This is a genomic window from Mycobacterium kubicae, assembly GCF_015689175.1.
GTDB lineage: Bacteria > Actinomycetota > Actinomycetes > Mycobacteriales > Mycobacteriaceae > Mycobacterium > Mycobacterium kubicae.
Window position 1 is genome coordinate 4,389,612 of sequence record NZ_CP065047.1, and the last position, 14,569, is coordinate 4,404,180.

13 protein-coding genes are annotated in these 14,569 nt (G+C 66.7%); 6 read left to right on the forward strand and 7 right to left on the reverse strand.

Features of this window, described 5'->3' with window-relative positions:
• Positions 1-78 precede the first annotated feature (78 nt).
• Positions 79-1,221 carry a PPE family protein gene (locus I2456_RS20455; protein ID WP_085072957.1) on the reverse strand — a complete coding sequence of 381 codons (1,143 nt, stop codon included), beginning with the start codon at positions 1,219-1,221 and terminating at the stop codon, positions 79-81.
• 211 nt (positions 1,222-1,432) lie between these two features.
• Between I2456_RS20455 and I2456_RS20460 the strand changes: the two genes are divergently transcribed.
• On the forward strand, positions 1,433-2,761 hold the full coding sequence (locus tag I2456_RS20460) for an HNH endonuclease signature motif containing protein (RefSeq protein WP_163703911.1): 1,329 nt from the start codon (positions 1,433-1,435) through the stop codon (positions 2,759-2,761).
• Positions 2,762-3,010: 249 nt separating this feature from the next.
• Entirely contained in the window at positions 3,011-4,078 is a 1,068-nt protein-coding gene (locus I2456_RS20465; RefSeq protein ID WP_241007953.1) for an IS110 family RNA-guided transposase, read from the forward strand.
• 145 nt (positions 4,079-4,223) lie between these two features.
• Here the strand turns inward: I2456_RS20465 and I2456_RS20470 are convergent, their stop codons facing one another.
• Positions 4,224-4,736 carry a DoxX family protein gene (locus I2456_RS20470; RefSeq protein ID WP_068027666.1) on the reverse strand — a complete coding sequence of 171 codons (513 nt, stop codon included), beginning with the start codon at positions 4,734-4,736 and terminating at the stop codon, positions 4,224-4,226.
• A gap of 138 nt (positions 4,737-4,874) precedes the next feature.
• On the opposite strand from I2456_RS20470, the gene I2456_RS20475 reads away from it, so the two are divergent.
• Positions 4,875-6,491, forward strand: a complete 1,617-nt coding sequence (locus I2456_RS20475; protein WP_085073950.1) for a pyruvate, phosphate dikinase — start codon at positions 4,875-4,877, stop codon at positions 6,489-6,491.
• Positions 6,488-7,111, forward strand: coding sequence for a MarR family transcriptional regulator (locus tag I2456_RS20480; RefSeq protein WP_085073951.1), 624 nt, complete (start codon positions 6,488-6,490; stop codon positions 7,109-7,111). The genes I2456_RS20475 and I2456_RS20480 overlap by 4 nt, the downstream gene beginning before the upstream one ends.
• Here I2456_RS20480 and I2456_RS20485 read toward each other — a convergent pair.
• Positions 7,108-8,358: a WS/DGAT domain-containing protein gene (locus I2456_RS20485; RefSeq protein WP_241007772.1), complete on the reverse strand. Its 1,251-nt coding sequence runs from the start codon at positions 8,356-8,358 to the stop codon at positions 7,108-7,110. The two genes, I2456_RS20480 and I2456_RS20485, sit on opposite strands and share 4 nt — an antisense overlap.
• A gap of 9 nt (positions 8,359-8,367) precedes the next feature.
• Positions 8,368-9,273 (reverse strand): alpha/beta fold hydrolase, encoded by a 906-nt coding sequence (locus tag I2456_RS20490; protein ID WP_068161079.1) that lies wholly within the window; start codon positions 9,271-9,273, stop codon positions 8,368-8,370.
• 182 nt (positions 9,274-9,455) lie between these two features.
• Between I2456_RS20490 and I2456_RS20495 the strand changes: the two genes are divergently transcribed.
• Positions 9,456-10,613: a PPE family protein gene (locus I2456_RS20495; protein WP_068027658.1), complete on the forward strand. Its 1,158-nt coding sequence runs from the start codon at positions 9,456-9,458 to the stop codon at positions 10,611-10,613.
• On the opposite strand, the gene I2456_RS20500 is transcribed toward I2456_RS20495, so the two are convergent.
• Positions 10,614-11,090, reverse strand: coding sequence for a VOC family protein (locus I2456_RS20500; protein WP_068027655.1), 477 nt, complete (start codon positions 11,088-11,090; stop codon positions 10,614-10,616).
• A gap of 135 nt (positions 11,091-11,225) precedes the next feature.
• On the opposite strand from I2456_RS20500, the gene I2456_RS20505 reads away from it, so the two are divergent.
• Positions 11,226-12,086 carry an alpha/beta fold hydrolase gene (locus I2456_RS20505; RefSeq protein WP_068161043.1) on the forward strand — a complete coding sequence of 287 codons (861 nt, stop codon included), beginning with the start codon at positions 11,226-11,228 and terminating at the stop codon, positions 12,084-12,086.
• Here the strand turns inward: I2456_RS20505 and gnd are convergent.
• A complete protein-coding gene (gnd, locus tag I2456_RS20510; protein ID WP_068027649.1) occupies positions 12,079-13,101 on the reverse strand; it encodes a phosphogluconate dehydrogenase (NAD(+)-dependent, decarboxylating) in 1,023 nt (340 codons plus the stop codon). The two genes, I2456_RS20505 and gnd, sit on opposite strands and share 8 nt — an antisense overlap.
• Before the next feature lie 13 nt (positions 13,102-13,114).
• Complete coding sequence (locus tag I2456_RS20515; protein ID WP_085073953.1) at positions 13,115-14,524, reverse strand: glucose-6-phosphate dehydrogenase; 1,410 nt, start codon at positions 14,522-14,524, stop codon at positions 13,115-13,117.
• Positions 14,525-14,569: the final 45 nt, after the last annotated feature.

The window sequence follows — 14,569 nt, forward strand, 5'->3', positions numbered from 1 at the left end:
TGATTCCTTTCAAAAGACTTCAAATTCGTTGTGCCAGAACGTGAATACTTCGACTCATCACCTCCACGCTGTGACCCCCTAACCGACCCCAGTTCGCGGAATTACGCTCGGCCGCTGTTGCACCACGTGTGAGCCGCCACCGCCGCGGCCCATCATTCCGCCGGGCATGCCGCCACCGGCGCCGCCCATTCCCGTCGGCATCGGCATCATTGGCATGCCGCCTGCCGGGGCCGCGGCTGGTGCCACGGGAGTGGGCGTGGCGCCCAGTCCCTGCATGGCCACACTGGCCGTTCCCTTGGGCACGGAACCCTCCCAGGTAGGGGGCACCGACATCGCACCCACCAGCCGAGCCTGCCCGAGTCCGGCCGACATGCCACCCAGGCCACCGGCCCCGCCGATCCCGTTCACCGCAGGAGCGGTCTGCCCCACCAAGTTCGGCACGTCCGCGGCGGCGGCCACGCCCGCATTGGCCAGGCCCGCGGTACCCGCATTGGCGGTCTGCGCCAACGAGGTCAACGGCGAGATCAACATGCTGGCCGGGTAAGCCGCGACCTGCGCGACCGACGCCAACGACTGCACCGGCACCGCCGACGCCAGCGACTGCACCTGTGATACCAGGGCCGGAGCTACCGAAGTCACGCTCTGAATGGCTGGGCTCACCGCGCCGGAGACCGCCGTAGCCAACCCCGACAGACTCAACGGCGGCGCGCTGAACGGCGTCAGCGCCGCGGCAACCGATGTCGCGCCGGAGTGATAGCCCACCATCGCGGCCACATCCTGCGCCCACATCTCGACGTAGTCGAATTCGTTGGCGGCGATGGCCGGAGCGTTCTGGCCCAGGAAGTTGGTCGCGACGAGCGACACCAGCGACATCCTGTTGGCCGTGACCGCCGCGGGGTGCACCGTGCCGGCCAACGCGGTTTCGAAAGCCATAGCCGCGGCTCGCGCCTGACTGGCCGCCGACTGCGCCTGGCTCGCCGCCGCGCTCAACCACCCCACGTACGGGACGGCGGTGGCCGCCATCGCCGTCGATGCCGGACCGGTCCACGAACCGCCGGTCAGCCCCGTGATCACCGAGTCGAACGACGACGCCGAGGCTTGCAAGTCCTGGGCCAGGCCTTCCCACGCCGCAGCCGCCAGCAACAACGGACTCGAGCCTGCGCCACCGAAGATCCGCGCCGAGTTGATCTCAGGTGGTAACCACGAGAAGTCCATGATCATGGGCATTCCAATCCCGCCGCGCTAACGGCTCTGAGCACTCGAACGGCCCGGCGTAATCCGCCGGTCACGCACATCACGGGCGGATCGTAAAACCAATCACGGCTTGGATTGCTTTGCTATGTAAAACTCCCAGGTTTCACCCAGGAATTCGACAGGAATCGCTCGGTGGAGCTGCGGCTTGCCTGTCGGTGGTCGGCGATACTATTCGAACATGCGTTCGAGTACGCGGGAGGAGATCGCCGCCGCCTATGAGGCGTTGCGCGAGGCGGTCACTGGTGTGCTCGACCTGACGTATGACGTGCTGACGACCCCGGAGCGGCTGACGTATCTGGCCCGGCAGGAAGAGGTGGTGCGCCGGTTGCCGGCCGCGCGGCATCAGTTGATCAACCAGCTCGCCGAGCAGGCCAGCGAGGCAGAACTGGGCGGCCGATTACCCAAGGCGTTGGCGGCGCGGCTACGTATTACCCCCGGAGAAGCCAGCAGACGCGTGGCCGAGGCCGCAGAACTGGGCGAACGGCGCGCCTTGACCGGTGAACCGTTGGCGCCGCAGCTGACCGCCACCGCCCACGGGCAGCGCGCCGGCCTGATTGGTGAGGGTCATGTGCGGGTGATCCGGGATTTCGTCAAGCACCTGCCCGCCCACGTGGACGTGGAGACGCAAGAGAAGGCCGAGGAACATCTGGCGCGGCTGGCCGGTCAGTACCGGCCCGACCAGTTGGCCAAACTCGCCGAACGGCTGATGGACTGCCTACATCCGGACGGCGACTACACCGACGACGACCGCGCCCGCCGGCGCGGGGTCACGCTGGGTAAGCAGGACGTCGATGGCATGTCGCGGCTGACGGGCTATTTGACCCCTGAAGCGCGCGCCACCCTAGAAGCGGTACTGGCCAAGCTGGCCGCCCCGGGCATGTGCAACCCCGACGACGACACCCCGTGTGTGGCGGTGGCGCCGTCGGAAGAGGCGGTTCGGCACGATCTGCGCTCGACGGCCCAGCGCAACCACGACGGGATGCTGGCGGCGTGTCGGGCGCTGCTGTGCAGCGGCGATCTCGGCCAGCACAACGGACTACCGGCCTCCATCATCGTCACCACCACCCTGCGCGAGTTAGAGGCAGCCGCGGGGAAAGCGTTGACCGGCGGGGGCACCCTGCTGCCCATGTCCGACGTCATCCGGCTGTCCCGCCACGCCCACCACTACCTAGCCATCTTCGACCGCGGCAACGCCCTAGCGCTGTACCACACCAAACGCCTCGCCTCCCCCGCCCAACGCATCGTGCTGTACGCCAAAGACCGCGGCTGCACCGCACCAGGCTGCGACGTCACCGGCTACTACTGCGAAGTCCACCACGTCATCCCCTACGCGCAGACCCGCACCACCGACATCAACCAACTCACCCTGGCCTGCGGCGGCCACCACCCCCTCGCCGAACAGGGCTACACCACCCGCACCAACACCCGAGCCGACACCGAATGGATCCCCCCACCACACCTGGACCACGGCCAACCCCGCACCAACACCTACCACCAACTTGTCTAATGCGTGCAGGGAATCAGGTCTGCAGCCATGATTCCTAGGTGATGACCGGTCAAGGCTCGACCTTCCACTGTCGCCTGCTGGCTGACTCCGGGGTGGCTTGCCGGCCGGTCACCACCGCCTCAGGCAAGGAGTGGCTGAAGAGAGGCCTGCGTAGCCGAAAGTTGGTGTGCCCTCCTTGCTTCCAAATTGAGTTCATGAAGAAGGGTTGGTGCTCTTTCGGTGACGACAAATACTCACCTCCGCCGGGTAGTGATTGCCGTTGATCCTCACAAGGGGTCATGGACCGCTGCCGCTGTCGATGCCGCTTTGGTTCCTTTGGCCACCATTCGCGTCCCAGTTAGCCGCGATGGTTACCGGACGCTGCGGCGTTTTGCTCGTCGATGGCCCCACGCAGACTGGGCTATCGAAGGAGCCCCTGGTCTCGGGGCGCCGCTGACCACGCGGCTGCACGCAGAGGGCATCGAGGTCCTTGACGTGCCAGCCAAGCTCGCTGCACGGGTCCGGCTGCTGTCGAGCGGCCACGGCCGCAAAAATGACAATGCCGACGCACTATCAGTGGGTATCGCGGCGCTCACATCGCACGCGCTCAACAGCGCCCAGAACACCGCGGAGACCACGGCACTGCGTGCGATCGTCGAGCATCGCGATGACCTGGTCAAGGTTCGCACTCAGACCATCAACCGACTCCACGTCGTACTGACAAAGCTGGTTCTCGCCGGCGCCGGGCGCAACCTGACCGCAGACCAGGCTGCTGGACTCCTGCGCGCTGCTCGACCTCGCCACCCCGCCTCGAAAGCGTTGCGTAACCTGGCGCTCGATCTGATCAGCGAGGTGCGTCAGCTCGATCGCCGGATCACCAAAGCCACCAATGACATTGATGGCGCAGTCACCGCCACCGGCACCAACCTGACTCAACTAGCAGGCATCGGAGCCCTCACCGCAGGCAAAATCCTCGCGCGGGTTGGAGACATTACCCGTTTCCGCTCGGCGGCCGCCTTCGCCAGCTACACCGGCACCGCTCCCATCGAAGCCTCCTCCGGCGATGTGGTCCGCCACCGGCTATCCCGGGCAGGCGACCGCCAGCTCAACTACTGCCTGCACGTCATGGCGTTGACCCAGATCCGGCGCCCATCCCCAGGCAAGACCTACTACCTGCGCAAACGTTCGGAAGGAAAAAGCCGCAAAGAAGCCATGCGCTGCCTCAAACGGCGCCTATCTGACGTTGTCTACCGCCAATTACAGCGCGAAGCTCCCAGATTCAGGGCTGACCCGGCGGGACACATGGGGGCGGCTCAGAAGTCCCGCGCGGCCGGCTAAAACCCCAACACCGACGCTTCGGACTAAGTCACTCAACCGGGCCAGCTAACAACCACCATATAACCGAACCACCACACCATTGACACAGAGAGGCGCCACCCCGAGAGACTTCTGGTGGCAGAAGATGACCCATAGGGCCGAGCAGCTAGCTCGCTTGTTTGGCGGGCGGGCGGTAGAAGATGAGCAACTGACCCAGGGCGCCGGCCAGACCGAGGCCCACTGAGAGGAGCAGACCCTCCCAGTCTTTGAGCCAGAGGTCTCTCCCGAAGATCAGATAATCCAGGCTGAGCTTGCCGGGTCCCAGCGTGGCCACCACGACGGCGGTCACCGCCAGCACGAGGTTGTACTCCCAACCCTCTTTGACGATGAAGAATCCGTTGGCGCGGTGCACGGTCCAGGCGGCGACCAGCATGAGGGAGACGAAACCCGCGGCCGGAATCGGGGTGAGCAGCCCGGCCGCCAGCCCCAACCCCGCAGCGGTTTCGGTGGTCGCGGCGACGGCGGCGTGGAACTTGCCCGGCTTCATCCCGATGCTTTCGAACCAGCGCGCGGTCCCCGGTATCCGACCGCCGCCGAAGAATTTGTTGAGGCCATGCGCGGCGAGTGTCAGGCCCAGCACCAGCCGCAGGATCAGCAATGCGACGTCATACGGAGTCATACGTTCAAAACTAGATCATTGGGTACCGCTCAAAACAGGACCGGCGAGCCGCTGACTCCGCTGATCCGTATGGGAACATTGCGGCGTTCTGCGTTTGCCCGACCAGCATCAGGACTGCTCAACTCAGAGGGGGTGCAAATGGCTCGCACCGCGCGAGGCCGCGCGTCCCTCCCAAACTTCCCGCATGACACCGTCGTGTTGCTGGACGGCCAGGTACAGCTGCCGCGCGAGATCCTCGGCAACAAGGGCCACGGCATCGACATGATGCGCAGACACAATCTGCCGGTGCCACCCGCATTTTGCATCACCACCGACGTGGGCGGCCGCTACCTCGCCGATCCCGGCGAGACGATCGACGCGATCTGGAACGACGTACGAGACCGGTTGAGCTGGCTGGAAGACCAAACATCACGCACCTTCGGTCACGGGCCCCGCCCCCTGCTCGTCAGCGTCCGTTCCGGCGCGACCCAGTCGATGCCCGGCATGATGGACACCATCCTTGACCTCGGTATCAACGACGCCGTCGAACAGGCGCTGGCCGAGACCCACCCCGGCGACTTCGCCCGGGACACCAGGCAACGGTTCATCCGCATGTACCAGCGGATCGTCGGCGGACCAGTGCCCGCTGAGCCGTACGACCAACTGCGCTCGGCGATCGAGGCGGTGTTCTCCTCGTGGAATTCGCCCCGCGCGGTCGCTTACCGCGCTCATTACGGGCTCGACGATCGGGGCGGCACGGCGGTCGTGGTGCAGGCCATGGTGTTCGGCAACCACACCGAGAAGTCCGGCGCGGGCGTGCTGTCTTCGCGCAACCCGATCTCGGGTGCTGACGAACCGTTCGGTGAGTGGCTGCCCGGAGGCCAGGGCGACGACGTGGTTTCGGGCTTGGTCGACGTGGAGCCGATCACCGCGCTGCGCGATGAGCAGCCGGGAGTCTACGACGAACTGATGGACGCCGCCCGCAGCCTCGAACGACTCGTCGGCGACGTCCAGGAGATCGAGTTCACCGTCGAAGACGGCCGACTCTGGCTGTTGCAGACCCGGGCGGCCGAGCGGTCGGCGCAAGCCGCGGTGCGCTTGGCGCTACAACTGCGCCGCGAAGGCCTGATCGACGACGCCGAAACGCTGCGCCGCGTAAGCCCAACACACGTCGAAGCCGTCCTCCAGCCCTGCTTGCAGCCCGAAAAACGTTTGGCCGCACCGTTGTTGGCCCGGGGGATGCCGGCCTGTCCCGGGGTGGCAACCGGAACCGCCTACACCGATGTCGACGAAGCGCTGGCCGCCGTTGATCGGGGAGAACGGGTCATCCTGGTGCGCGACCACACCCGACCTGAAGACGTGCTGGGCATGCTGGCCGCACAGGGCATCGTCACCGAGGTCGGCGGCGCGGCCAGCCACGCGGCGGTAGTGAGCCGGGAACTCGGGCGGGTGGCCGTGGTCGGTTGTGGGCACGGAGTTGCGGCCGACCTGGCCGGAAAGCTCATCACCGTCGACGGCTACGAAGGCGAAGTGCGCCAAGGCGATTTGACGCCGTGCGCCTGGTCGGAGAGCGACACGCCCGAACTGCAAGAACTGGCCGACATCGCATTGCGCATCAGCCCTTTGCGGGCCCACCCCGACGGCGACTACCCCAAGCTGGAAGATCCCTCCGACGCCGCGGTGACCGCGGCCATGAAGGCCGGCCACACCGACGTCGTGTCGGCCGCTCCCCTGATCAGCATGCTCAATGCGCTTCGGCTGCAATCGGTTCCGTGACAGAGCTGAGCGTACTGCAGGCAGTTCGGCTGAAAGGCCGGGTGGGCCTCGCAGACCTGGCGCAGACGTTGGCGCCCTCCGGGGCACCGGAGGCCGAGGTACGCCAGGCGGTCCAAGAGCTCACCGCGACCGGCCTGCTGGTCGGAGACAACATGTTGCGGATCAGCCCGGACGGTCGCGCCCGGCTCAACGCATTGCTCGCAGCGGAGCGTGCGGGCATCGACGCGACCGTGATGACCGATGTCTACCACCGCTTCAGTGCAGTCAATCAGGATTTCAAGGCGCTGATCACCGACTGGCAACTCAAGGGCGGCCCGGGCGGGCAGCCCAACACCCACGACGACGCCGAGTACGACGCCGCAGTCCTGGCGCGACTGGACGACGTGCACCGGCGCGTGTTACCCCTGGTGGCGTCCGGGGCTGTCGAACTGCCGCGCCTGGGCGGATACGCGACGAAACTCGATGCGGCACTAGAGAAAGTGAACGCCGGTGATCTCGCGTGGCTCACCAGACCGTTGATCGACTCCTATCACACCGTGTGGTTCGAACTGCACGAGGAGCTGATCCTGGCGATCGGACTGACGCGTGAAGAGGCGGCGAGAGCCGGTGAGGGGCACTAACATTCGTTGAGCGCGGCGTCCAACAGATCGATGTAGGTGTCGATATCGCTGACGGCCGATGCCGCCGCGTGCACGCTGATCGCGACGGTATCGCCGATGCCATGCACGCCGTGGGTCAGGCCCATCACCGGCGACAGCGCGGGGTAGCCCGCTGTCAGCACTACCGGCGCACCGTCGAAACGCAGATCGGCCGCTCCGCGGTTGACACTGGACACCACGGTGTTACCGGCCACCTGCGTGGGCCGGACGCCCGGATCGAACTTCCCCACGCCCCAACGCAGCAACGGCGCGGGCACCGCTGCGAATGCTCGATCACCGCAGCGCGCGGCGCGATGGGCCATACGCCGACGCCCGTTGGCAAGGTCGGCGGTGATGCGCTGCACCCTTTCGGCGAAGTTCAGCCGTGGATACAGTCCGACGGCGACGTTGCCGAAGTGGTTATGCGCTTCCGGCACACCAGGTTTGGCCATCGGCACCTCGGCACCCAACGTTTCGGCGCCGGCACCGAGCAGCCGCCACAACGCGGTGGACACCGCCGCCAGGGCCCCGACCGTCACCGTTGGGCCCGGCAGCTCGGAGCGCCGCCGCACCAGGGTCCGCACCGATCGCACACCTTCGGGCCGGGAATTGATCGCCAGTAGCGGCCGCGCCCCCACTCCAGTCGCGAGCACGCCGGCGTCGATGTCGCGGACCAATTGCCGATGGGCATGGGCCGCGGCAATGGCACGCGTCGGCAGGAAACCCGATCGCCGCCTCACCCGCGGCACACCCGCCTCCCGACCGAAAAGCCAAGCCGCCATGGCCGAGGCCCGCGCGCCGTCACCCAGCGCATGCGGAAGTTGCAGCACGGCCACCGTGCCCGGTCCGTCGACGCCCGCAATCCCATATACCGGAGTGAATACATGCAATTGCCAAGGGATTTCGCGGAGGTCGAGCTGGTGATCGGCCAGGGTGACCACAGCCGCCAGACAACCCTGCCAACTGGCGTCCGCCAACTCATGGCGAAGGATCTGCCCGCGATGCGCCGCCGCCGGCACCCACCGCGGATAGGTCCACCCGCACCCGTCGTCGACCCGCATATTCAGTTCCGGGCACGCCCAGGCCCGCTGGCAGGTCCGGTGCAGAGCCGCGTCGAGGTCGGACGGTTGCCCGTCGAAGGCGTACAGCAGGAATTGGTCGTTGGGGATCTTGGCCGACATCCAGAAGAACTGCGCATCGACGGCAGCCATCGGGCGCCCGCAAGTCATCGCCACGCGCTAGCCGGGCGATCCGATGAACTCCAGCACCAGATCGGCGACCCGGTCCGGCTGTTCCAGCTGCAGGAAGTGCCCGGCTTGGGAGACTATGGCCACCTCGCTGCCGGCGGGCAGTACCCGCTGCGTCCAGTGAGTGAATGCCGGTGTGGCGCAACCATCGTCGTACCCATGCAGGTAGAGGGTGGGCAGCTTGGGCGCCTCGGTCCACATCCGGTGCAGTTCGGCGTACTGCTGCGGCGGACGGGTGTTGCGGATCGTCGCGCGATACGGGCCCAACGCCGCCCGCCAACTCTCGGCGGTGCCGATCGCCGCATCGACGTGGCGCAGATCTTCGTCGGCGTGATAGCCCGGCGACCACTGCCGCCACAACCGCGGTACCACCCACGCCGCGGACCGCTCCGGCAGCCAAGGCAACTGGAAGTAGCTGATGTACCAGCTTCGCACCATCTGACGCGGTAGCTCACGGGCCAGCCGGCCCCGGTCCGGCACCCGGCCCAGCGGCCGGAAGGCCGCCGCCGGTGGCACCGACATGATGACCGCCCTGGCGAACGGGCTGTCCGGCATGGCCGCCAGACCGGTACCGGAGATGGCTCCCCAGTCGTGACCGATCACCACGTCCTGCTCGGTGCCTCCGGCGGCCGCGCGCACCCGCAGGGCGTCGTCCATCAGTGCCCCGATGTGATAGCTGCCGTCGACCGGGATCGCCGACGGCGCATACCCGCGCATGAACGGCGCTACCACCCGCCAACCGGCGTCGACCAGCCGCGGCGCGACCTTGCGCCACCCATATGCGGTGTCGGGAAAACCGTGCAGACACAACGCAATTGGCGCATCGGCGGGACCCCAGGTGAGGGCCTTCAGATCCCCGTTCGGGCCCTTCACGTCGATCCAGCCTGGTTGCGACATCTTCACTCCTTCTACCGCCTCGGGTCCGCCAAATCCAACGTAACCGTCGGATCGGGGGACAAGAAGACCGTCGATCGGGGGACACGTCATTCATCCGCCGGTGTAGCCGCTCGGTCGACAGACTTCCATCCGTCGCCGCCCCAAACTATTTCCCAGGGACATTAAAGGGAGGACCAGGGACGATGAGTTTTGCGGCGATGCCACCAGAAGTCAACTCCGCACGCATGTACGCCGGCCCCGGCGCCGGCTCGATGCTGACCGCCGCGGCCGCGTGGGACGCGCTGGCCGTCGACCTCAACTCCACCGCCCTCTCCTTTCATTCGGTCATCTCCGGGCTGATCGCCGGCCCGTGGCTGGGACCGTCCGCGGCGGCGATGACAGCCGCCGCACTCCCCTACGCCGCATGGCTGAGCGCTACCGCCGAGCAGGCCGAGCAGGCGGCCGGCCAGGCCAAGGCGGCCGCCTCGGCTTACGAGGCGGCCTACGCGATGACCGTTCCCCCGGCCCTGGTCGCGGCCAACCGCACCCAGCTGGGCGCGCTGGTCGCGACAAACGTGCTGGGCCAGAACACCCCGGCGATCGCGGCCACCGAAGCGCAATACGGCGAGATGTGGGCCCAGGACGCCACAGCGATGTACGGCTACGCGGCCAGCTCCGCGGCCGCCACCGCATTGACCCCGTTCACCGAGCCACCCCCACCGGTCAGCCCGGCCGGCTTGCTCACCCAGGCCGCGACGCTGGCCCAAACCGCCGGCAATTGCGCGGCGACCGAGATCATCAACGCGCTCAACCAGCTCACCTCCGCGGTGCCCGGCGCGCTGGCCGGCATCGTCGACCCGATCACCCAGTCCGTGCTTCCGGCCTGGATCCAGGACTTGAACACCGTGATGAGCATCTTCGGCACCCCGTTCTTCGCCTCCACATCGCTGGCCGGGTTGGGCATGTCGATGATGTCGACCATCAAGGGCCTGTTCCCTGCGGCCGCCGCGGTCGCCAGCCAGGCCGCCGCCGCCGCGGGGCAGGCCGCCGCCCACGCGCTGAGCGCCCCTGCCAGTGTCGCCGGCGCGGTTTCGGCGGGCCTGGGCAAGGCGGCGTCGGTCGGAACGCTGTCCGTGCCGCAAGCCTGGGCCGGCGCCGCCCCGGCCATGACGACCGCCGCCGCGGCGCCGCTGTCCGGTACTGCCGTGAGCGCCGTCGCCGCCGACACCCTGGGCTCGGCAGCGAATCCGGGCTTGCTCGGCGGGTTGCCGCTGGGTCAAATGGAGGCGCGGGGCATCACCACATCGGATTCCCGGGTGGAATTCCGCCCGCTGCGGGTGTTGCCCGAAGCGATCGCCTGATCAGGCGTTGGCGGCCGCCTTCTCCAGGTCGGCGATGACGATCTTGCGCATGCCGTGCATCGCCTGGGTGGCCGCCGCGGCCCGGGCCGGGTCCGGGTCGCCGACCAACTCATAGAGCCGGTCGGGCACGATCTGCCAACTCAGGCCGAACCGGTCCTTCAACCAGCCGCACTGCGACTCTTCACCGCCGTCGGCGGTCAACCGGTCCCAGTAGTAGTCCACTTCTTCCTGGTCTTTGCAGTGCACCGTGAAAGACACCGCCTCATCGAAGGAGAACACCGGCCCGCCGTTGATCCCGATGAAGCGGGTGCCGTCCAGCACAAAGGTGCCAAACAGCACCGCACCGGGCTCGCCCGGCCCCGCTTCGGTGGCACGGGCGAGATTCTCGATCTTCGAGTTGGGAAACACCGACGTGTAGAACTCCGCCGCTTGCTCCAAGTTGTCGTCGAACCACAGCGAGGGCGTGATCGATGGCATGGCCGTCTCCTAAACGTTGGTCAACAGGGTCTCGCAGGGATAGACCTCCGTGCTTGCCAGAACTCATCGGACCCACCGCGCAAGTCGATAGCCGACCTAGGTAACGTCGGTTGGGAGTCAGCCGAGGAGACGCGCGTGAGCACCGTGAGCAGCAGCCCCCAGACGGTCGAGTTTTCCGGTGCCGACGCCCTCACGCTGGTCGCCGACGAGTGGAACCGCGGCACCGGAACCGGGCCGACCATCTTGATGCTGCACGGCGGCGGCCAGAATCGATTCTCCTGGAAGGCCACCGGGCAGATCCTCGCCGACGGCGGCTACCACGTCGTCGCGCTCGACACCCGCGGCCACGGCGACAGCGACCGCGCACCCAACGCGGACTACGCCATCGAGAAGTTGACCGACGACGTGTTGCACGTCCAGGAGGCGATCGGTCGTCCGGTCGTGCTGATCGGCGCCAGCATGGGTGGACTGACCGGCATCCTGGCCGCCGAAAGCGCCGGCCCACAGCGGGTCACCGGCCTGGTGCTGGTCGACGTGGTACCCCGCTACGAAAAGGACGGCAGCGCGCGCATCCGTGACTTCATGTTCAGCGGTCTGCACGGATTCGGCTCGCTGGAAGAGGCCGCCGACGCCGTCGCCGCGTACTTGCCGCACCGCACCAAGCCGCGCAGCCCCGAGGGCTTGAAGAAGAATCTGCGCCTGCGCGACGGACGCTGGTACTGGCACTGGGACCCGGCGATGATGAGCAAGCCCGACGACGATCCCGACCTGCGCACGGAAAGATTCGAGCAGGCCGCTGTCAACCTGAAGATTCCCATCCTGCTGATCCGCGGCAAGCTGTCCGACGTAGTCAGCCCCGAAGGCGTGCAGGACTTCCTGGCCAAGGTGCCCGGCGCGGAATTCGCCGAGTTGTCCAACGCCGGGCATACCGCGGCCGGTGACGACAACGATGCGTTCAGCGACGTCGTCGTGGACTTCGTCAGACGGATCAGTTAGCGGGCTTCTCCGCGTGTCCGCCGAACTGCTTACGCATCGCCGACAACGCCTTGTTGGCGAAGTCGTCGAGGTCTCGTGAGGCAAAACGGGACTGCAACGCGGTGGTGAGCACCGGCGACGGCACGCCCTCGTCGATCGCCGCGATGGAGGTCCACCGGCCCTCGCCGGAGTCGGAGACCCGCCCGGAGAACTCCTTCAGGTCCGGGGATTCGTGCAGCGCGCTGGCGGTCAGATCCAGCAACCAGGAACCGATGACGCTGCCGCGGCGCCACACCTCGGCGACGTCGGGAATGTCGAAGTTGTACTGGTAGCACTCGGGGTAGGTCAGCGGCGCGGTTTCGGCGTCGCCCTGTTGGATGCGGGTGCCGATGTCGGCGTTGCGCAGGATATTCAGTCCCTCCGCCAGCGAGGCCATCATGCCGTACTCGATGCCGTTGTGAATCATCTTGACGAAGTGACCCGCCCCGGACTGTCCGCAGTGCAAGTACCCCTTCTCCGCCTGCGACACTTCGCCGTCCCGGCCGGGTGTCCGCGGTGCCGCGTCCACGCCGGGCGCCACCGAGGCGAAGATGGGCTCGGCCTGGGCCACCGCTTCGGCGTCCCCGCCGATCATCAGGCAGTAGCCGCGCTCCCGGCCCCACACGCCGCCGCTGGTGCCGCAGTCAAGAAGGTGAATTCCGTTGTCCGACAGAGTCTTTGCGTGCTTGATGTCGTCGCGGTAGTAGGTGTTGCCGCCGTCGATGACGATGTCGCCGGACTCCAGCGTCTTGGCCAGTTCGTCGATCACCCCGGTGGTGATGGTCCCCGCCGGCACCATCACCCAGACCACCCGTGGGGCACTGAGCTTGTCCCGCAGCTCTTCCAGCGAGTGCGCGCCGGTGATGTTCTGTTCGCCCTCCATCGCCTTGATCGCGTCCGGATTGTGGTCGTAGACGACGCACTCATGTCCGTCGTCGACCACGCGGCGCGCGATGTTCGCGCCCATCCGGCCCAGCCCGATCATCCCTAGCTGCATACTCCCGGCTCCTTCAGTCAGTCTTTTTCGCGGTCCGCGGCATCCACGGTTCTTGCCAACAGAGGTGACTCGGCAGCAGCTCCTTTGCGGCTTCCGGCCCCCACGTGCCCCGGTCGTATGGGTGAATCTCACTGGGCTCGTCAAGTAGCGGCTGCAGTATTCGCCAGGTCTGCTCGACGCTGTCTTCTCGGGCGAAAAGCTGGTGATCGCCGGTTAACCCGGCGTGGAAAAGTTGTTCATAGGGCCGCAACGGCTCACCGAGGTCCTCGGCGAAGCAGGAATCCAGGTGGATGTCTTCCCACGAGTCGCCGAGCTGGGCCGACATCTGCAGACGCATCCCCGGGTCGGGGTCGATGCGGATGACGATTTGGTTTGGGCTGGCCGGTCGCCGCTCGGGCAGGAAGGACAAGGCCGGTACGCGATGCAGGAAGAGGCGCACCTCGGTGACCTTCTCGGGTAATGCCTTGCCCGCCCGGAGGTAAATCGGCACCCCGGCCCAACGCCAGTTGTCGATCTCGGCTCGCAACGCGACGAAGGTCTCCGTCTGAGAATCCTTTGCCACCCCTTCGACGTCGGTGTAGCCGCGGTACTGGCCGCGCACGCAGTGCTTGGGGTGCAGCGCCGGCATGGAGCGGAAGACTTCGGTCTTCTTGTCGTTGAGATCGTCGGCGCTGGGTCCGACCGGCGGCTCCATGGCAACCAGGGCCAGCACTTGAAGCAGATGGTTCTGGACGACGTCGCGCAGGGTCCCGACCGCGTCGTAGAACTTGCCCCGGTCGTCCACACCGAAGTTCTCCGCCATGGTGATGTGGATGGCCGAAATGGTGTCGCGATCCCACAATTTGGCCAGAGCCCGGTTGGCGAACCGCAGGTATTCCATCTCGATGACGGGCTGCTTGCCCAGGAAATGATCCACCAGCAGGATCTGGTCTTCGCTGAGTACCGCACGCATCCGGGCCTTGAGTTCGCGGGCGGACTCTAGATCGTGGCCGAACGGCTTCTCCACCGCGACCCGCGAGCCCTCCAGCAGCCCGGCCTTGTCGAGGCTTTCCACGATCGGGGCGAACAAGGCCGGTGGCATCTCGAGGTAGTACAGCGGCCGGTCGCAGGAGCCGATCTGTTTGGCCAACCGCTCGTAAAGCTCACTGTCGGTGACGTCGCCCGACAGGTAGGAAAACCGACCGGCGAGGCGGTCGAAGGTCGCGTCGTCGATCGTCTCTTCAGCCTCGGCAATGGCCTCCCGACCCAGCTCGACGACCTGCTCGACGGACAGGTCATCGCTAGCTACGCCTACGATCGGGCAGTCCAGCAGCTTGCGGCTTTCCAGCCGGTACAACGCTCGAAATGTCATCTTGCGGGCGAGATCTCCGATGATTCCGAAGATGACAAATACATCTGAGGCGTTACGCTCGCCGTCGGCCAAACCCCACCTCCAGGACGGTCTACACGACAGTCACCAAATCGGCGC

Excerpts from the sequence above, each read along its gene's own strand:
- I2456_RS20485 (WP_241007772.1), bottom strand. The coding sequence starts at position 8,358 with ATGACTTGCGGGCGCCCGATGGCTGCCGTCGATGCGCAGTTCTTCTGG.
- I2456_RS20490 (WP_068161079.1), bottom strand. The coding sequence starts at position 9,273 with ATGTCGCAACCAGGCTGGATCGACGTGAAGGGCCCGAACGGGGATCTG.
- I2456_RS20470 (WP_068027666.1), bottom strand. The coding sequence starts at position 4,736 with ATGACTCCGTATGACGTCGCATTGCTGATCCTGCGGCTGGTGCTGGGC.
- I2456_RS20500 (WP_068027655.1), bottom strand. The coding sequence starts at position 11,090 with ATGCCATCGATCACGCCCTCGCTGTGGTTCGACGACAACTTGGAGCAA.
- I2456_RS20495 (WP_068027658.1), top strand. The coding sequence starts at position 9,456 with ATGAGTTTTGCGGCGATGCCACCAGAAGTCAACTCCGCACGCATGTAC.
- gnd (WP_068027649.1), bottom strand. The coding sequence starts at position 13,101 with ATGCAGCTAGGGATGATCGGGCTGGGCCGGATGGGCGCGAACATCGCG.
- I2456_RS20475 (WP_085073950.1), top strand. The coding sequence starts at position 4,875 with ATGGCTCGCACCGCGCGAGGCCGCGCGTCCCTCCCAAACTTCCCGCAT.
- I2456_RS20455 (WP_085072957.1), bottom strand. The coding sequence starts at position 1,221 with ATGATCATGGACTTCTCGTGGTTACCACCTGAGATCAACTCGGCGCGG.
- I2456_RS20460 (WP_163703911.1), top strand. The coding sequence starts at position 1,433 with ATGCGTTCGAGTACGCGGGAGGAGATCGCCGCCGCCTATGAGGCGTTG.